We start from the raw sequence: 18,914 nt of genomic DNA, 5'->3' as shown, positions 1-18,914 counted from the left end.
AAGGGTGGCGGAGAGTAAACCGCATCGAGAGTCGTCGTCAGTCGACGGATGCTGCCTTCCCCAGTTTCACTGGCAGCGTTCGAACACAACGTGGCTGAATACTATAGCTTTACTATTGCAGTATTAATACAAAAACTCTATTCGAGGTCGTGCGTCGGTGACCCGGAGAACGCGACGCCTTCAGTGTTTCACCTCTGTTGCTCGTCGGTTCGAAAATCGCCCTCACTGCTTGTGCGCGGACGCCGAACGAACCGCCTTCGAAACATGTTTCGATACCTTGACCATCGGCAACCGTGCCTGTCGGTCCGCTGAGTAGGCCAGTGCGTCGCTCTGGTTTACTCCATCGGGCGTGATCATGTCGATAATGTTCGGGTTCATCTCGTCGTCGCGGCCGCCGCCAAAGCGGAAGTCGTCCTTCCACGACGCGCCGTTCTCCCACGTCTCCGTGCTGATGATCGGCCGGGTTCGGTCGGCGCGCGAGTCATCTTCGGCGAGCATGAGTGGACAGAGTTCGAGCGCTCGAATCGGCCCGAAAACGTTCTTGGGAACGTCGAACATGATGGCGTCCACGGCCGATGACGCGTAGACGTTCACGTCCTCGGTGATGACGCTTCCGTCGGCAGCCGCGACTCGAGGCTGGACCTGCGTCGTCCCCTCTATATTCTCGAAGCGGTAGTGGTACGGTTCAGCGAGTTCCGCGTTGACGCCGTCACGAGCCTGCGTCGCCTCGGAGACCCGATTCGCGGTCGGATCACGGACATATAGTTCCGGCAGCTGGACGGAGAATCCACGAGTGAAACCGGCGTTCCCTGCTCGTGGGTCCATCAGTTCGCCGTGGATTGTGTAGAGAAACTGGTAGCGCTCGTCGGTTTCTCGGACCTCGAACGTGGCGATGTCGAACGCGCCGTCGGTGAACCAGCCGTTCAGCGGGTAGTAGTACGAACCGGGACCGTCGTCGTCACCCTTCGGGTCCTCCCACTTGGCGACGGGGTCCCCGAGTGGGAGGTCCGTCTGGACGGAGACAGTGCGGGTCGCGATAGGGGCCTCGTCCACAGGACCGACCGCGATCTCGTGGGCCCCGAGTTCGTCGAGCGTTGTTGGAACCTCGAACGTACTACCGTCAGGGCTGATACGGACGAGTACCTCGTCGTATACCTCGCCGTCGACGCGGATTTCGAACCGTTCGCCGCCGACGACGCTCCCGTCGTTGGTACCGCCGACGGTGATGAAGCGCTCTCCCGCTATCGGTTCTTCCGTGATCGTCACCTCGTAGTCGTCCTGCTCGGGCGAGGAGTACCGTGGAAGCGACGACACCTGTGCGTTGGTCGCCGGCTCGAGCCGGAGCGCTTGCCCGCCACCGTAGACCATCGAAGCGGTCAGCGTCTCGGTCGCTTCGACGACGAACTCGTCTTCGCGGACGTCCATCGGATTCGTCTCGAAGTCCGCGGTGCCGGCGTCGGAGTAGACCGTCGTCGCGTACGCGATGTCGTCGTCAAGGAACTCCAGCGGTACGTCGATGGTTCGCGCTTGGTCGTCCGTAGCGACGCCAATCCACCACTCGTCACTGTCTCGCCGCGCGATGGCGACGTACTGCCCGATCTCGGCCGTCGGAACGCGCGTCTCGTCCCAGTCGACGGGCGCGTCGCGGACGTAGGCGAACTCGGGTAACACCTGCGACCAATCACCGTCTGCACCGTCTGTGTAGTATTCCGGCAGGTCCGAGACCATCTGGAGCCCGCTCAGGAACATCGGATAGTGAGCTAACTGCCGCGTTCTGGTCGTGTGGACGCGGCAGTCGGGGTCGGCCTGCAACCCACCGGTGTACTCGTCGTAGAACACGTCAAAGATGCCCGGACAGTGGTCGATAGGGCCGGCGAGCATCCGTGTAAAGGGCGTCGTCACCGTATGCGTCGGGTTCACGCCGTCGAGACTGAAGTTCTGGTACTCTAGTCCGGCCGCCCCTTCGCGAGTCATGAAGTTAGGGAAGGTCCGGCGGACACCCGTCGGTTTGATGGGTTCGTGGGCGTTCAACAGCAGTTGGTTGTCGGCAGCGGTCGTCACTACTCGACGGTAGTGTTTCACCATCGACTGGTCATGATGGTGGTGCACTTCGTCATTTAGCGTGACGTTGTCCTCTCCGACGTAGCCCGTCTTTATCGAGTTGATTGGTTCGCGACCGTACCATGAGTACGCTGCGTCTATTTGGGAATCCAGGTTGTCAACGTTGCCGAGCGTCTCGTTGTGCGCCATGAACTCTACCGGTGGGTCGAGTGACTGACCATAGTCCCACGCCTCACGATGGTCGAAGTGGTCGGCTGACTCGGTGTAATCTTGTTTCTCGGGCATATCATAGTTCTTGTTCCAGCCCTCTGCGAGGACCGCGCCGATGCCGTGCTCGCTGGCGAAGTCCATGTACTGCTTGACGTTGTCGGTGCGTGCACCGACCGGAAGAGTCGAATCACCGGAGTTGGGCCAGTCAGACTTGCCGATATGGAGGTCCCACCACGGGCCGCAGTATTTCTGGGGTTCTATCCACGAGGTATCCTCGATTTTACATGGCTCATTTAGGTTCAGGATGAGCCTGGACTCTATCAGATCACCCGGTGATCTACCCAACTGAATAGTCCGCCATGGTGAAGCGTGAGGAGCCGTCGCCCAGACTTTCGACCCATCCGGTCGTGGCACTAACGCCGATTCGAACTTTGGCGTCCCATTTGTGGTTTGTGCAAGCGTCATTCCGGCGTAGTCGGTCAGTGCTGCCTCGTGGATGCTCAGATAACAATCCTCAGCGGCTTTCAACGTTACCGGCGTGTTAACTCCCTGTGCATCAACAGCGTCTTCATTGACTGGAAGCGGATCGGCCGTCTTATCGTGGTTTTGCCGAATACCAGCGTCGACCTGACTGATTGGTGTGTTGAAATAGAAATACTCGTAGTTGTCCCAGTCGTTCGGAATCCACCACGACTCGTAATCTTCCACAAACTCGAAGCCAGTGTGCTCCGAATTAATGGCGAATTCATCGAGGTTTGGCTGTTGCGGAAAGACGTACCGAAAGCCGATCCCATCGTCGAACACACGACATTCCAAGGTCAAGCGACGTCTCGGGGAGTCAGTCGTTTCGACGCCGAGCTCTAGTTGTGTGTAATGATTTCGAACACCGCTGAACCCGCCCCAGACTGGTTGCCACGTTTCGTCGTGTGATGTCGTCTGGCTGCCTGTAATAGAGAGGTTGCCGTTCAGTTCGCCATTTCCAAGCGTCACTCCGAGGTTCGAGTCGGCGATTACCGTCCGGCCGTCGAACGAAACCGAATACCGGAGTTCCGTGCCGTCGAGTGTGATTTCGAAGGCTACAGTATTATCTGGCGACTGTACCGTGTATGACGATTGAATTGGACCGGATGCTATTGGTTTGGCAGTTGCATCGCTTGCCCCTAATGGCAATGAGGTAGCCGCACCGAAACCCGCGAGCGCTCCAATAAATCCTCGCCGGTTAACACTACGTCGTGATCCTTTGCCCTCTGCCGTGCCATCTCCACATGCCGTATTCTCGTTACCTCCAGTATTATTCGTCATATACTCAGTACACGCAAACGCATAGTCAAAAGTGTTTGTGTAGATATATTACAACAGTTAGGGAAAGAAAGCGCCCAAGACAGGTTTTCCTCTCCGAAAGATCACCCTGTAGAAGGTCTCATTTTCAATCCAGCGTTTTGTGCTTTCACAGCCATTAAGCCCGGATAGAAGTACACGAGAGCTTGATTGACTTCGAAAACGATTCTGATGGTAAGGTACCGAACAGATGCTCTTCTGGAACGAACTCGATTATGGCCTCAGCACCGGTGTCTTCAAGGAGTTCGTGTGTTACTGTCTCATCGATACACAGTTAATTCCGTCTGCCTCTTGTCATAACTCCCTTATTAGTTGGCGGCGCTCAAATCGCTCGTAATCTGGGATAGTCTCATCGATAATGTTTCGAGAGGGCGTCCCCTCACTTCGGCAGAGGGACAGAAAACTGACTAACCAACGGTTGCCAATTTAGCCGCCAAAAGGTTGGTTAACGACACACCACTATGTCTGGAGCTTTTCGATCGAGACCACGATCGGGTTAGCAGTTTCAGTACGATATTGAACTGGTAGACGCCCTCGGCGTCAGGATTTGATACGCTAATGCGTACGGGGTTGTGCTGACCCACCTCTAATTTCGGAGGGGCCTCGCCCAGGAGGGCACGGTCAATAGTGCGGAGACAACTCGGTTCGAACCGTGCTAGTACGTCGGCTTGTTCTAATTCAAATAAACAGGAGCACTAGATAGAGGACCTCACTGGTTAAGCGCGGCGAGATTCAAGAGAAAGAATGTCCAACTAACCCCACTATGTCCGCAGTTCTTCGGCCAACACTCACTATTACTTTCGTGAAAGCTCGAGGGTCTCTCCGAGGAAGTCAGGTGTATTCGGTGAGTGTGGTCTCCTGACTGACAAGGTCTGCGACAGATTCGTGGACGTCAACGCTTTCGACTGTCTCTTCAAGCGCAGTCAGAACCATACTGACATCCATATCGAGAGAGTACTCACGATATGTTCCACCTCGACGGCCTTCATTCCGTTCAACGCTAGTGATGATACCCAGCATCGATAATTCGCCAAGATGATCCCGCATTCGGCGCGGAACGAGTGGGTCTACCCCTATTTGCTCGGCAAATTTTGTGTATCGTGGTCGAACATCACGAGACCGAACTGGTGTTTGGCCCTGTTGTTCCAGTGTGAGTAGCGCGTAGAGAACCAAGTGTCCGTGCTGGGTGAGTCCGGAAATTCCTTCACGAATTCGGCCACGTTCAAGAGCTTCTCCCGCCTGGCGAACTAAATCGTCTGTAATAACGTCTGTATCTTGATCTCGTGCTAAATCACCCGTCTTCATAGGAGGTCAAGTGATTGCCGTGCATCACCAGCGTCTTTCGCACCATAGGCAGCACAAAGTTCGATAACACCGTCATCAATTACATCGTCGTGGAATGCGACAGCAGCACGCTGTTCGAGAATTTCGATTAGCTCTTGGGCGTCGTACGCCGGGAACTGTAGTTCTTCCTCACAGAGCGAACTTTTGACCTTGGGAGAGAGATTGTCTCGGAAAGAAAAGTTATTCGGGATTCCAATGATGCCGATTTTCGCTTCTGAAAGGAGTACTAGGCCAAGGACGATGCCAGCCGTCACACGAGGCTGCAGGTAAGCCCACAGAACTGACCATCGCTTAGTCGCCATCGCTGACCACCTCGGTCTCGGCTGTTCGCTTCAGCAAGTATACCGTCGGTCCAGGCTGCTTACAGCGAGCATGCCGACGGGTCGTCTCGCCAACGGCCAACTGTTCTGGGACCCCACCGTGGCGATGCGTCGCACCACAACACGTGCACCGCTCGACGGCATACTCCGTGCCCTCGATTCGGTCGATAACGTTGACCGGCAGGTACTCCTTCATACCTGCTCCACCCATCGGTCATCGACACGATGTAGCCGAACCGCCAGCCGTCGCGATAGATCGATACCCAGTGTTGCCACTCCGGCAGCGTCTCTGTCTCCTGACATCACAGGCAAACCAGAAGGTAGACAGTGATAAAAACCGACATAACCGTTTACAGCCCCGAGATACCCGTTGATAGCTATCAACCCTGCCCCGTATCGTCAACAACCCCCAATACAGCCCTTTATTCTCTCCGATTGTCTAACACAAGTCCATGGCACGGATGCCGGCGGAGTTTGCAAAGGAGTTCAAGGCAAAGGGGAACCGATTCTTCGAGATAGCTGCGCTGCTGTATGCCAATCCCGATCACCAGTATACGCAGGGCGAACTCGCCGAGACGTTCGACTGCTCGACGACGACGATTAGCAACCACATTGGAACGATGAGCGAGTGGCTCGACCGTCGTGACGGCCAGACCACCTATGCGTGGGGCGTCGACGTCCATGACCCTGGCCACACAGAGACCACCATGGCGGTACAGCGATTCTACGCCGACCTCTGGGCCCTTCTGAAGAAACACTCACGGACTGGGCCAGGGGCATTTGCGCTGCTTGGGTTCGTCATGCTCCTCACTGGTTCCGTCGTACTCTCGATTTACGTGGGGTTCGTGCTGGAGCTCTTTGCAGAGTCGGCGCTACCAGCTAGCGTCTACTTGGGAACTGCAATCGTATGTCTGTTCACGGGTGTCTTGGTGACGCTCTGCTCACCATACATGGCTTGGATAAGCGGGATTCTGTGGCCGCGGTTGCCTGACAGTCCGTTCGAAAAGGAGTGAGAATTTAGCCTCAAAGTAGCCATAAGCTCAGTTCCGTCGTTCCCAACCGACTCCGCGGGCTTAGAGAGTTACCTTTGGGCGAGATATCATACCAGTCGCACGACCATTCGTCAAGGAAAGCATGTACGGGTGATCCGCACCGTTCGTTACAAAGCGGGATCGGGCCGTTGAAGCGGGAGTGCACCCGTTTGTTGAGCCGACTACTGACTACACGAGTTCCCCACGCTGACCACACAACAGAGAACCTTCGAACCCACGCGGGCCCTAACACTGCACAATAGCGTCCTCGTACTGCGTGAGTGCATCGAGCACTGCTTGCCGATCCGACTCTGCAATATCGAATTCGACCATCGTCTCCTCAAGCAACTCAGCGATGACCGCAAAGTGCGTGGGGTGAATATCGAGATGACTATGCGCCGAATCCATCTCCCCACCGGAATACGTCACAGGCCCACCCATAATCGAGCTCAGAAACTGTGTCTGATGCGCTCGCTGCTGTTGCATATCCGTCCCCTCGAAAAAGTGCGCGACGCGGTCATCGTCGATGACACGGTCGTAAAACGAGTCCACAACTGCCGCGATTGCGTCTTCACCGCCGAGTCGTTCGTAGAGTGTCGTCATACAACTACACCGCGAGCGGGGCGACACATAGGCGAAGTGTGGATTCCCAATCTATCGGCATTGGAGAAAGCGTTAAATGCCGGTGCGCTGGCGAGGGACGCTTCTCTCAGTCGACGGTTACACGACAGCTCACAGCGCCTCCGGGAACTGCATTGTTTGTTTCGACTGTCGATTGGAGCGTCTCGACAGACAGACGCCCCTTCTACGCGCCTCAAATTATATCCCGGACGGAGCCACGTCACATACCTCTCGAAACGCCCCCTGAACGATCTCTGAGAGGGCCGGGTGAATATGAATCGTCTCGGCTATCGTCTCAGCGTCGGCACCGGCCGCGACGGCCGTACTCACCTCGTGGACCAGGGTCGATGCTTCCGGGCCGATGATGTGGCAACCGAGGATCTCTCCGTCGGCACCGACGATGGCCTTCGCGAACCCATCGTCGTCGTTCAGCGTGGTCCCGAGCGCTTGGTCTTCGTAGGCGTACGTGCCGGTCTCGTACTCGACGTCGTCGTCGATCTCGCGTTCCGTCTTTCCGAGACTCCCCACCTGCGGGGACCCGAATACCGCGTGAGCCATTCCGGGATACTCGACCTTGCGGTCGTTGCCTCGAACGGCGTTCTCGACGACGGCAGTCGGATACGCGCATCCGAGAATGCCGGCAGTGCGGGACGACGCTTGACGAAGAGACGACTGCCTGCCCAAACTGTGGGTCAACCGAAATCGCACAATACCAATTTGCGTGACTGGCCGCACACACCCGAGGGATTGTAGCGGTAGTCCCCGTAGAGACACATATGGTGGCACCAGATGCGAATGACCACCTTGCTGATGCGCCGCCCAGTGCGAAGCTCGTCTACAAAACACTGGAATACGAGGGGGAGCTGACCCAGAGTCAACTCGTCGATGAAACACGACTCTCAGTGCGTACTGTCCGGTATGCCCTGACGGAACTTCAGGACCGAAATGTGGTTCGCGAGGAGATTTACTTCGCTGATGCCCGCAAACGCCTCTACTCGCTCAAGTCAGCCGACGAGTTATCTGAGACCACCGAATAGGACAACCGGCCCATGGTGAATTATCGATACAAATTGAACCGCTGCAGGACGGAGCCAACAAGCACCGCGATGGGAATGATTTCGAGCCGGCCGACCCACATATTGAGTATTAACATTACTTTTGCAGTATCAGGCATATTCGGCCCGGTAATCCCACTGCTGAGACCGACGTTACTCTGTGCACTCATTACGTCGAAGATAACGTATTCTAGTGGATGAGCTGGTGAGAGAACACGGAGCAACACTGCGACGCCGATAACCAGGAACGTAATCCAGAGGATAAACACGACTGTCGCTTCTGTGTACTCACGTTGGGTCTGTTCTTCGCTGAGCTTCCGGTCGCCTATCTGCAAGTACGCGATCGCGGATTGCGGACGGAACACGTCCTGAATCTGCCAGACAGTTCCCTTGATCAACGTTATTACGCGGATGAGTTTGAGGCCACTGACTGTCGAACCCGCTGCAGCACCGGTGAGCATGCCGAGACAGGCCCATAACGTGGCACCAGCACTCCAGACTTGCTCGGTCCCGCCACCGATTGCTGTGCTTCCGAAGCCAGTGTTCGATGTCGCGGAGACGAACTGGAACAGCGCAACCCTGAACGTCTCTTCGAGTGTCGCGTACTGCCCGTTCGCGTACAGAATTGCCGTGAGGATGAGTGAGCCAATGGTGAACCAGATGAACACCCATCGGGTCTGGAGGTCGGTATACAAATTCCGCACCTCTCCTTTGAATATGAGGTAGTGAATTGGGAACGCGATACTCCCCGCAACCATGATGGGCACCGTCGCGTACTCGATCAGCGGACTGTCGTAGAAGCCAATCGAGGCCGCGTGAACGGAGAACCCACCGGTGGCGATCCCGGTCATCCCGTGGTTGATCGCGCCCCACAGCGGCATGCCAGCCAAGAGAAACAGAACAATCGAGCCGATGGTGAGCCCGACGAAGATTTTCCAGATCTCCCGGACGGTGGTCACGATACTCGGATGAATCTTCTCGGAGCGTGCTTCGCTCTCGTAGAGGGTGTAGGAACCGCTACTTCCACCCCGCCGAAGGATAGCCACAGTCAGGACAATCACCCCGACGCCACCGACCCACTCTATGAACGACCGCCACCAGTGAAGCGACCGCGGCAGTTTTTCTTCGACAGCGGCCACGGTCAGTCCGGTTCCAGTGAAGCCGCTCATACTCTCGAACACGGCATCCAGCGGATTGAGAAAGATAGCGGTCGTTTCGTCCATCGCCGGCGTGTTCATCCAGACGGGTAGCGGGTCGAGCTGGATGGTCCACGCGATGAGGAGAAACGGCAGCCCGCCGAGCACACCGACAAGCGCCCACGCGGTGGCGGCAGTGACCATCGCCTCACGTTTCTCCGGTGGGTCAGCGTCCTGATAGCGCCAGGCGAGTAGACTCCCAATACCGGCCACGATAACCGCTGAGACAATGAAGGCCGGGATGGCAAAGAACTCGCCGTTCACCGCTGCGACGACGAGAGAGATCACCATCATCAACGAGATGGCCTGCACGATGCGACCGACGTCACGTCCGACAGTCCGTCTGTTTACGATCATGCTCATACGTACTGCTGGTTCGTCCGATAGACGAGGGTCCGAAGCTGTGTCACGGTCACGAGGACTGTCACGGGTATCACGCTATCCGATGGGCGAAAGGCCGATTGCTCATAGGCTGAACACGCTCGAATTGTTCGTTTCGTGGTCTTCGTAGTGGCCGAAAATGTCGGTCACTTCAGGTGTGGCTCCCGTGCCGGAATACACTGTCAACAGGTCCCCCTGTTCGATACGAGTCTGCCCACGCGGAGTGATGGGTGAGTCCGATTCTTCTCGTTCGATCGCCACGACAAGCGTGTCCTCGTCGAGCAGTCCTTTCTCGTCCGCCTCGATGAGGTTTAGGCCGGCAATCGGTGCGTCCTCCGCGACCGTGATCTCGAACACTTCGGCGACATCGCCGACCCGCATATAATCGACAATCGATGGCCGGTCCACAGATCTGAACAGCGATTCGGCGATAAGGCGCTGTGGGTTCTCCATCGTGTTGACGCCGATTTGCCTGAAGAGGTTCATGTGCTCGGGGTTGTGAACGACTGAGACGATGCCAGGGATTTCGAGTTCCTGTGCGAGCAATGAGATCATGACGTTGGTCGCGTCCTGGTCCGTTGTCGAGATGATCGCGTCTGCGCGTTCGGCCCCGGCATCCTCTAACGTCTCCTTGATCGTTGCGTCCGCATTAATGACCATGCAGTCGAACTCGCTGGCGACTTCATCCGCTCTCGCAGCGTCCTTTTCGATGACCACGACTTCGTTTCCGGTTCCCGTTGCGATTTCGATGAGCGGCGTTCCGATATCGCCAGCTCCGACAGTGATTATGTACATATGTTATATGTCCTACTGGTGCCGTTTTTCGCTGTGTCCCTCGTAATCAGTATACTGTACGCATTGCTCGTCTCGCTGCCTGCCGACACACCGCGGACGTGAACGAGGGCTCACTTGGAGAAAATTACGGTCTAGAAATAAAAAACCCTCTATCTTACTTCATCCACATACTATGGAGGTTTAGGACAGCAATCCGAAGAGTGGTAGATTATGCGACCAGTCTAGAAATAACAAATAATCGGTCGGGCCTTCACGAAGGTGTCATCGGCTGGTTCGTATTGCCAAACGACTCCAGGGTCGATTCTGGCACGCCGTCCCGGGCGAACACCGAGATGAGGTCACCGGAACAGATTTCCGTATCACCTTTGGGGGTAATCATTTCATCTCCACGTTCGATGGCGATAATAAGCACTTCACTGCCAAGCAGCGATTGCTCGTTGGCTTCCCGTAGCGTCGTATTGACAATCGGCGCGTCTTTGCTGACTGTTACGTCCACCACTTCAGCGCCGCCGGAAAGCGACACCATATCGGTCATTGCGCCCTGCTTGCTCGCGCCGTCCGGCCCGAACGGCTCATACGGTGTAAAATACTCCTCCTGGATCAGATCCTCGTCCTCGATCTCTAAGCCGAGTTTGCTGAGCTGATGGGCTATTCGCGTGAGGTCGCTCATCTCCTCGCCCACGGCCTTGATCTGGAGGTTCCCGCGGCCTGTCCGGAGCTCACGAACGTTCACGACTCCCGGAACCGTGAGCGTCTTTCTGGCGAGATTCTCCCGCTCACTGGCCGAAGTGTTACAAATGAACAGATTAGTCATGCGACTCTCACAGCGTTCGTAGTCGATATCAGCGTGATATCCTTTGATAATGCCCGCGTCTTCGAGTTGATTGATTCGATTCCGAATCGTCCCGGCAGAAACGTCCATTTCTTCGGCGATCATCGGAGCCGAAATGTTCCGTGCATCCTGCTGCATCGCATATATAATGCGCTTGTCAATTTCGTCGAGACGCCGACTCATACGAGAAATAGAGGGTGCGTGCAAATCCCTTTTTCCCCTTCTCCCAGTACACCCACTTTCTACGATTCGAGACGTCGAATGATGGCCTGGCGGACTGACATCGCGGACTCTTCGGGACCCCGCGCCATAACCACAGTCCGGTCAGTTTGTTCACCGATAGTCTCAGGTAGCGAACCGAAAACGGCCTGTGTCACCGCACTGGAGCGGGTCGCGCCTACACAGATTGTATCATACTCTGTGGCCGCGTCGAGAATTGTCCCCTCGATATCCTCGGCCACCTCGATACGATTGTTATATTCCAGCCCTTCAATGTCGGCTCGTTCGACGAATTCCTCAATGAGCGCCTGCCCACGCTCCTGTGGGGAAAGGCCCTCTTCGTCGTCGCCCGGTTCCTGAACGTTGAATAGCGTCACCGAGGTTTTTTCGCCGGAGGCCTCGGCAAACTCCGTCGCTCGGCGGGCGGCGACTGGAGCGTGTGGCCCCTCGCCGGCCAGAACCATGATGTCGCCTGTCGCGCGCCCGTCCTCCGGTCCGATTTTCACGAGTGTCGCATCACAGGGCGCGCGGCCAATGACGGGGTCAATGGTAGAGCCGAGGACGTGTTCCCGCCGGCTCCGCTTGCCTTCCCAACCGAGCAAGACGTGGTCCGCGTCCTCCTCTTCGATGACGTCCAGAATCGCCGAACCGGCGTTGCGGCCGACGATAGCGCGTGTTCGCAATCCGACATCAAGATTGTCGGCGATATCCCTAGCGGAGTCCAGCAGTTCCTGCTGGCGTTCAACGCGTTCCTCCTCGAAGGTGAGGTCCTGTGTCAGCGACGTCTGCTGTGGGACTTCGATGATGTTCACCGCGATGATCTCAGCTGACGCGCTGTCGTGTGCGTGTGCACTAGCCGCCGCCATTCGGAGTAAGTCCCGTTCGGTCTCAGGGTTGGCCACCGGCACAACGACTCGGTAGCGGCCCTGTCCGTCGGCGACTTTCGCAGGTTCTGGCGCAATCGCTTCCCCGACCAGACTCTGGCTGAGTGCCCGGTCGCGGGCATAGGCAAAGTACCAGATGACACCGAAGACGACGATAACACCGCCGATAGCCTGCACGATGAGGCTCATCTGAAGCAGAATGGCGAGACAGGCGACGAACCCGAGAACCGGGACGACCGGGTACAGCACGCTCGGAATCCGGAACGATGGGTTGTAGGCTTCAGGGTCAGCCCGTCGCAGGACGATGACAGCGACGTGGACTAGCGCGTACGTGACGAGATACATGAAACTCGCCACTTCGGCGAGTGTTCCGATACCAACACCGATAGCAATGAGAACGAGCGTAATGATGCCAGTCGCGGAGATGGCACGGTATGGGGTTCGGAACCGGTCGTGGACCTCGTTGAGCCAGTTCACGAGAATGCGGTCCCGACCCATAGCGAAGTTCACACGCGCCGCCGAGAGGATACTCGCATTGGCACTCGATACAGTCGCCAGGACGGCACCGACAATCATCGCCAGCGCGCCGATCGAGCCCATGAATTCTGTCGCCACGTCAGCGACCGGAATCTGCGAGGCTGCGAGTGCCTCAATCGAGAGTGTTCCCGTCGAGACGAACATTACACCGACGTACATGAGCGTCGGCGTCACGACGGCCGCAATCATCGCCAGCGGGAGGTTCCGGCTCGGGTTCTTGATCTCCTCGGCGCTGGTTGCAATCACCTCGAATCCAATGAATGTAACGTAGACGGTTCCGATAGTGGCCGCGACAGCCGGCCAGCCGTTCGGATTAAAATTCTGGATAGTGGGGCCATCGAGAATCCCGATGCCGAGAAAGGCGACGATGAGGCCGACCAGTGTGAGGACGATGACGTTCTGGAGCGTCCCAGTCTCTTTGACGCCGTAGTAATTGACACCTGTCAAAAGCGCCGCCATGACGAGTGCTGCGACGGTAATCCCAATCTCACCCCATCCAGCTAAGAAGCCAATGTACTGTCCAAGCCCAGGGAGCAGGTATTGACCGAAACCGATCATGTAGAAGGCACTGGCGAAGGTCAGTCCAGCCCACATGCCCCACCCGACAATACTACCGAAGAACGGACCGAGCGCGCGATTGACGTAGTAGTAACTCCCGCCGGCTTTCGGCATCCCGGTAGCCAGCTCCGACAGCGAGATGGCAGCGAGCAGCGACACTAGACCGCCAGCGAAGAAGGAAATCATGCTCGCGGGCCCGGCCTGCTCCGCGGCAATGCTCGGGAGGACGAAGATGCCGGCACCGATCATTGTCCCAAGGCCGATCGTGTACGCTTCGAGAAAGCCGAGGTCGCGTGCGAGTTCCTGGTCAGTCATGGTCTGGTAGTGCGATAACGGGCAGGTCGCTCTCCGAGACGAGAGACAGTGCCACGTCGCCGGTCAACAGGCGAAGCCACCGGCTGCCACCTCGTGGAGTGAAGACGATGGCACTCGCGTCAAGTTCGTGTGCGGTTTCGATAATCGTCTCTGCAACGTCGGTCCCGTAGCGGATTTCGGTAGTGAGCGTGAGCTCGGAGTCCGCCAGCGCATCACGGGCGCTATCGAATATTTCACGGGCGTATGCCTCCCGCTGTTCGACTGAGGCCTTGTCCGGTGCGCCGCCAGCCTTCTCAATCACGTTAACGACGGTTAGGTCTCCACCGGCCGATTCCAGGTACGGTCGAATAGCTCGCATCGTCGCTTTAGCGTCCTTCGGTGAGGATACAGGCACCAACGCATGAGTGAACAACGGTGCAGGCATGTTACAGCCACCTAAACCCGGTCTCAATGCATTGAGTCTGATACCTTCCGGTAGCTGTGTTCCGAACCATACTTCATACTCTACGGGACTGCTTTATCAATTGTTTGTCTCCACCGTTACCAGTCCACCGTATAGAGAATATATATTATTCTAGCTTCTGAATCCGGAGCGATGGTGTGGATTTATTACGGATAGACAATCAGTAAGCCCATGGCTCATACTGAAACGAGTCTCCAAGAGTTTCTGGAGCGGTCCGAGACTCCAGATTCTCCACCGCGCATTCTCTACCCGATTTTCAGTTCACACGATAATTTCACGTTTGAGGCTGCATTGAATATTGCAGAGGGTGTGGGAGGGGAACTTATCGTGCTGGATTTGCTTACAGACGCTGATTCCCATAGTTCGGAGACTACACGTGTCAGTCGAAAGCTACTGCAAGCCAATCTGGATAAGGGTCACACTGCCGAGGCACATCTGATTATCGAAGAGACGAACAGCCCACTCAAAACAGCGATTAGCGTTGCACAGCAACGGGATATTCAGCTTGTCGTCCTGGATAAACATACACCTGAACTGTTTGGAGAAGGGCTCCGCGGTGATGCGGCCGACAGAATGCGAAGGAAAGCATCGTGTGACGTTGTCTCAGCTACGTACTCGCGTGCTAGTCAGGGAGTCGCATCAGTGCTTGTTCCGATCGCCGAAGGCAAACATTGTGACCTCGGCGCCATCGTCGGAGGCGCTCTCGGGGTGGGCGCAGATGCTCCCGTTGACCTCTTTCACGTGTCTGAGGAGAAAACCGAGGCTGAAGTAACACGGGTTGAAGAACTGTTCGAAACGGCCCGGGAGCGTCTCCCCGAATCTGTCGAACTGAACACGTGGCACCTTGAAGCGCCCAACGTCGCGGAGGCAATCATCAACGAGTCCGCACACTATGATGTGACTGTAATAGGCAAGCCGACGCAAACCCGTCTCCGGGAGTTCGTTACGGGTTCGATCACTGCTACCGTGACAGAAGAGTCAGAGAATGCGGTCCTCACAGTACAGCGGAATGATGGTGAGGGATTCAGCTTTGGCCACAATTAGAAAGTTGTACATCAAGCGCGAATGATCACTGAGGCACCCCCGCGTTCGAACCGAGCCCGCATGGCCACACTACTCGAGCGCTGGCTACGGTGGTCAGCTGTCTGGGGTGCCCGTGGTATGCTTCTCAGTGCTGTTTTCTTTGTTGGGTACATCCTGATTGGATGGGTTCTCACAGTATTCGATAGCCCATGGGTGCCATCAGAATTTCTCTCAACAACAGGGGACCCAGGGTTCTTTCTGACAGGGACTCTGGTGTCTCTGTTTGTTATCCAAGCGACAGGATCGCTAATCCGGCACTGTCTAGTTTAGGACCACCTCAGCTGGAGTTCGATTGTTGAGCGATTGATGCGGTCGCTGCTGGTTATAGTAATGCATGAACTGTTCAAGCCACCGGCGGACGCTGGCCCGGCTGCCCACCTACGAGTGATGAAAGCGGTCGATGCGCATTTTGAAGGTGTGAAACCACTTTTCGATGAGGTTTCGGTCGATGGAGTCAAGCCGACCGCTCAGATCTAATCGAGCAAGGGCAGTCAGATAGCCGTAGCCATCGACGAGAAACACAGCTTCAGAGAGATCGTGTTTCTCGGCCATTCCATGCAGAAACGCCGCTGCTGGATCGGTGCCACGACGGCCAACACGGCGACATCGAGAAGCAATTTTGTACCGGTTTCGATTGCATCATATAGCCAAGACTGCTCGCCATTGACTTTGACAGCGGTCTCGTCGACGGCGGGTCCCTTGGGCCCAAACGTATGGCGCCACAGCCAGTCGGTCGTGAACCAATCCACGATGACCCAGTCGGTACTTGCCTCGGCGTAGGCCTCCTGAATTTTCTCGCGACCCCAGGCAATGCGGGGCGTTGAGTCGAGGGGGCCCAGCGGCAGCTCACCCAGCCCGGCACGATGCCAGTGATTGTAGATATCATACGCAGTGTCGCGAGCATCGAACGCGACGACCGGACTGCCGTCTTGGTTCAAGTCGGCGAGCTTCCGGTACGTCGAACGATAGAGTTCCCAGTTGTGGTGGCCCGTGAGCACCTCCAGAAAATGTCGGTCGCCAGCAGGGCTCTCAGCAACGAGGTCAACGACGTAGTCATCCACGGGCTGGTACGACCACGTGGCCCACCCTTGCAACGCATAGTAGACCGCACAGAGGCCGACAGTCACCCTGTGGGTGAGCCCTTCCTTGGGGTCACCGTCGAGCGCCGGGAACTCCTCGCGTTCGCTGATGAGTGTCCGAGCCTTCAATGTCGGCGCGTACTCGACCGTCTTCCGCAGAATATGCTGTGTACGCAGGAACACTGACCGCTGGTCGGCAAACCACGCGTGGTCACCGAACGCCTCGACGAGCTCTTGATCGACCATAGGATCGGTCCGCAGTCGTTCAAGCTCGGCTTGATTGAGGTCGCCAAACAAGCTGTCCCAGCTCGGGAGTTTGTCGGCCAGCAGATGGTTCCCTCGGACGACCTTGCCGTTCCAGAGTGCGATGAGGCGCTGGAGCGCTTCGACACGGTCATCGATAAGCTCCATCGACGGGTCGCCGGCGGTCACCTCGACAGGTCCAGTAGTGTGTGTCGGCTGCTGTCCTGACGGCAGGTCTTTGGGCGCTACCTCGACACTTCGTGGATCATGCCCGTACTTCCATTCGATGTACTCGGGTGTGACCCACGCAACGTGGGGTACCGGAAACGTGTTGGTCATGCGGACGAGGTCATCAACGGCGGCGGGAGCTCCGAGATCGTAGTGGTCGAGCGGCCAGACGGTGGGATCAGGACCGTCCGGATTGGGGTCGAAATTGCCGAAGGTTGCGGGTTCGGGACGCGGGGCGTCAGCCTTGTCGCGCAGTTGTTCGCTGAAAATGGTGCGCACGTCGTGGCCCTCGTAATCGAGGGAGTGGGTTTCTTCGTGCCAGTTGGGCCACCGCGTGGACTCGTCAGTCGAAGGGCGATGGGGCACAGGCTGTGGTGAGAGGACCGTTGGCAAAAGGATTCGGCGACACATATTGCTGCCGAGCGATCTATCGAAGACGGGTGCCATTCATGGCAAAGAGACGGGTACGGCCGCGTAGTGTGACGACACACTAGTCTTTTCACTCCCGGTCGCATACGGTACCGTATGAGTAGTGACCGAATCGACGCTGAAAGTAAAGTTTCGGGCAACCAGGCCAATATCCCGGCACGCATTCGGCGTGAACTCGACATCGACGACGGAGACCAGCTCCGGTGGCAGGTCAAAGACGACGGCAGTGTTCGAGTACAGGTCATTCAACAGCGTGCCGGAACATTTGCCGAGTTCGATGGGTACGATGGTGATGAGGCAACTGACGTGACGATCGACCACGACACCTGGGGCGTCGACGTCGAGTAAATGCCCCGCGCACTGATTGATACGACCGTCCTCTTTGCTGCAGCGTATCGACGAGATAGTGCCCACGACACGGCGCTCCCGATACTTCGGGGCATCGACGATGGCTCGCTTCCAGAAGCAGTCGTCCTTGATTACGTACTTGCGGAGACGCTCAACGGGCTCACGACCCACGCCGGGCACGACGCCGCTGTAGACTTGCTTGACCGACTTGAGGAGAACGCACGCTTTCACATCGAGTCGCTCTCTGCTGACGCCCTCGCGACGGGGAAAGCCCTGTTCCGGCAGTACGAACCACTCTCGTTCGTCGATGCCTGTCTGATCGCGTATATGCAAACCGAGGGCCTGGGTTATCTGTATGCGTTCGATGACGACTTCGATGTAGCAGACGATGTCTACCGTCTCGATACAGCGATGGACCCCTACGAGCCCGACTGACGCCGTCATGTCGGATTTCTAGTGGTGTTTGCGAGCGTTAGCGATGTTGGATTTCTCTATCATATAATGCCGGAATTCTCGAGAGTTCGTCTGGAAATCAAAATCCGGCTCAGCTAGCAGTTTAGACTCGGCAACTGTGCGATGTGAGAACTGTTAAGAATTAGAACTCCCCCATCGGTATCAATGTATGATCAACGGGTGACAATCCGCGATGCAGTTCGACAAATCGAAAATGGGGATTACCTCCTGCCAGCGATCTAACGTGAAATTGTCTGGAAGCGGAACCAGATTACGGATCTATTCGACTCGATACTGCAAGGATATCCGATTGGAACCTTTCTCTACTGGGATCTCCAAGAAGAAAATTGGGACGAGTATACTATGTACGGCTTTATCAAGAACTACATTACCTCTACGAAGTGGATTGAGACAAATGCGCAGGCTCGAAACTCGAAGGTAAAGCCAGATGGTGCAGGAGATCTGAAATTAATTCTTGATGGCCAACAACGGCTCTCTTCGTTCTACATCGGCCTCAAGGGGACGTACACGTACAAGGTGTGCGTAGATCCGTTCGCCCTCTTGCTCAAACTCGAACCGGGTATCCCCACTCACTTCACCGGCATCGGTGTTTGCAACGCCAACAAGCGTCCGGCCATCGAGAGAGATGTCCTCTGCCATAAACTGTTCCATCATCTATGAAGGCAAAAAACCCCGACCGAAGTTCTGACCTCCTTTGTATTCAGCAGATCGCCTTCAAGATTCGCTGTCTCTGACAGAGAGACCGGGACTCAATCTGCAACCTAACTAACAGCTGTTTCAGATACTGTGCTGAGTAATAAATGGCGGTTCGAGGGAATCTGACGAACTAGCTAACCAACATTCGAACAAATCATGCCGGTCTGTTGGTTA

The 18,914-nt window shown here is 56.4% G+C and carries 15 protein-coding genes and 3 pseudogenes; 6 read left to right on the top strand and 12 right to left on the bottom strand.

Features of this window, described 5'->3' with window-relative positions:
• Positions 1 to 222: 222 nt before the first annotated feature.
• The 3 genes and pseudogenes from E4S61_RS17025 to E4S61_RS17015 all read right to left on the bottom strand — a co-directional run bounded on the left by E4S61_RS17025 (position 223) and on the right by E4S61_RS17015 (position 5,469).
• A complete protein-coding gene (locus E4S61_RS17025) occupies positions 223 to 3,573 on the bottom strand; it encodes a glycoside hydrolase family 97 catalytic domain-containing protein (protein WP_135305154.1) in 3,351 nt (1,116 codons plus the stop codon).
• A gap of 867 nt (positions 3,574 to 4,440) precedes the next feature.
• Positions 4,441 to 5,174, bottom strand: a pseudogene (locus tag E4S61_RS17020) (Cdc6/Cdc18 family protein); the annotation flags it as partial.
• 70 nt (positions 5,175 to 5,244) lie between these two features.
• Entirely contained in the window at positions 5,245 to 5,469 is a 225-nt protein-coding gene (locus E4S61_RS17015; protein ID WP_135305153.1) for a hypothetical protein, read from the bottom strand.
• A 256-nt stretch (positions 5,470 to 5,725) separates the two neighbouring features.
• On the opposite strand from E4S61_RS17015, the gene E4S61_RS17010 reads away from it, so the two are divergent.
• Entirely contained in the window at positions 5,726 to 6,286 is a 561-nt protein-coding gene (locus E4S61_RS17010; RefSeq protein ID WP_135305152.1) for an HTH domain-containing protein, read from the top strand.
• Between the two features lie 264 nt (positions 6,287 to 6,550).
• On the opposite strand, the gene E4S61_RS17005 is transcribed toward E4S61_RS17010, so the two are convergent.
• The gene (locus tag E4S61_RS17005) at positions 6,551 to 6,907 is read right to left on the bottom strand and encodes a group I truncated hemoglobin (protein WP_135305151.1); all 357 of its coding nucleotides are present in this window, start codon (positions 6,905 to 6,907) and stop codon (positions 6,551 to 6,553) included.
• 216 nt (positions 6,908 to 7,123) lie between these two features.
• Complete coding sequence (locus tag E4S61_RS17000; protein WP_135305150.1) at positions 7,124 to 7,483, bottom strand: NAD(P)/FAD-dependent oxidoreductase; 360 nt, start codon at positions 7,481 to 7,483, stop codon at positions 7,124 to 7,126.
• A 218-nt stretch (positions 7,484 to 7,701) separates the two neighbouring features.
• Here E4S61_RS17000 and E4S61_RS16990 point away from each other — a divergent pair, with 218 nt between their 5' ends.
• Positions 7,702 to 7,962 (top strand): winged helix-turn-helix transcriptional regulator, encoded by a 261-nt coding sequence (locus tag E4S61_RS16990; RefSeq protein WP_135305149.1) that lies wholly within the window; start codon positions 7,702 to 7,704, stop codon positions 7,960 to 7,962.
• A 20-nt stretch (positions 7,963 to 7,982) separates the two neighbouring features.
• Here E4S61_RS16990 and E4S61_RS16985 read toward each other — a convergent pair whose 3' ends face one another.
• The 5 genes from E4S61_RS16985 to E4S61_RS16965 all read right to left on the bottom strand — a co-directional run bounded on the left by E4S61_RS16985 (position 7,983) and on the right by E4S61_RS16965 (position 14,121).
• A complete protein-coding gene (locus tag E4S61_RS16985) occupies positions 7,983 to 9,533 on the bottom strand; it encodes a TrkH family potassium uptake protein (protein WP_135305214.1) in 1,551 nt (516 codons plus the stop codon).
• A gap of 108 nt (positions 9,534 to 9,641) precedes the next feature.
• A complete protein-coding gene (locus E4S61_RS16980) occupies positions 9,642 to 10,352 on the bottom strand; it encodes a potassium channel family protein (RefSeq protein WP_135305148.1) in 711 nt (236 codons plus the stop codon).
• A gap of 250 nt (positions 10,353 to 10,602) precedes the next feature.
• Positions 10,603 to 11,367 carry an Lrp/AsnC family transcriptional regulator gene (locus E4S61_RS16975; RefSeq protein WP_135305147.1) on the bottom strand — a complete coding sequence of 255 codons (765 nt, stop codon included), beginning with the start codon at positions 11,365 to 11,367 and terminating at the stop codon, positions 10,603 to 10,605.
• Positions 11,368 to 11,426: 59 nt separating this feature from the next.
• Positions 11,427 to 13,697 (bottom strand): amino acid permease, encoded by a 2,271-nt coding sequence (locus E4S61_RS16970; RefSeq protein ID WP_135305146.1) that lies wholly within the window; start codon positions 13,695 to 13,697, stop codon positions 11,427 to 11,429.
• The gene (locus E4S61_RS16965; protein ID WP_135305145.1) at positions 13,690 to 14,121 is read right to left on the bottom strand and encodes a universal stress protein; all 432 of its coding nucleotides are present in this window, start codon (positions 14,119 to 14,121) and stop codon (positions 13,690 to 13,692) included. The genes E4S61_RS16970 and E4S61_RS16965 overlap by 8 nt, the downstream gene beginning before the upstream one ends.
• Before the next feature lie 210 nt (positions 14,122 to 14,331).
• Here E4S61_RS16965 and E4S61_RS16960 point away from each other — a divergent pair, with 210 nt between their 5' ends.
• Positions 14,332 to 15,204: a universal stress protein gene (locus E4S61_RS16960; protein ID WP_135305144.1), complete on the top strand. Its 873-nt coding sequence runs from the start codon at positions 14,332 to 14,334 to the stop codon at positions 15,202 to 15,204.
• 300 nt (positions 15,205 to 15,504) lie between these two features.
• Here the strand turns inward: E4S61_RS16960 and E4S61_RS16955 are convergent.
• Positions 15,505 to 15,947 (bottom strand): annotated as a pseudogene (locus E4S61_RS16955) (DDE-type integrase/transposase/recombinase); the annotation flags it as partial.
• A 1,371-nt stretch (positions 15,948 to 17,318) separates the two neighbouring features.
• On the opposite strand from E4S61_RS16955, the gene E4S61_RS16950 reads away from it, so the two are divergent.
• The 3 genes and pseudogenes from E4S61_RS16950 to E4S61_RS26735 all read left to right on the top strand — a co-directional run.
• Positions 17,319 to 17,570, top strand: a complete 252-nt coding sequence (locus E4S61_RS16950; protein WP_135305143.1) for an AbrB/MazE/SpoVT family DNA-binding domain-containing protein — start codon at positions 17,319 to 17,321, stop codon at positions 17,568 to 17,570.
• The gene (locus E4S61_RS16945; protein ID WP_135305142.1) at positions 17,571 to 18,005 is read left to right on the top strand and encodes a PIN domain-containing protein; all 435 of its coding nucleotides are present in this window, start codon (positions 17,571 to 17,573) and stop codon (positions 18,003 to 18,005) included. It begins immediately after the preceding gene.
• A 267-nt stretch (positions 18,006 to 18,272) separates the two neighbouring features.
• Positions 18,273 to 18,485 (top strand): annotated as a pseudogene (locus tag E4S61_RS26735) (DUF262 domain-containing protein); the annotation flags it as partial.
• Positions 18,486 to 18,491: 6 nt separating this feature from the next.
• On the opposite strand, the gene E4S61_RS26225 reads toward E4S61_RS26735, so the two are convergent.
• Positions 18,492 to 18,683, bottom strand: a complete 192-nt coding sequence (locus tag E4S61_RS26225) for a hypothetical protein (RefSeq protein ID WP_135305141.1) — start codon at positions 18,681 to 18,683, stop codon at positions 18,492 to 18,494.
• Positions 18,684 to 18,914: the final 231 nt, after the last annotated feature.

Origin of the sequence: Haloarcula amylovorans (assembly GCF_004681185.1) — an archaeon.
In the GTDB taxonomy this organism is placed as follows: domain Archaea; phylum Halobacteriota; class Halobacteria; order Halobacteriales; family Haloarculaceae; genus Haloarcula; species Haloarcula amylovorans.
The sequence above is the reverse complement of the archived record's forward strand: the minus strand, read 5'-3'. Positions and strand labels throughout refer to the sequence as shown.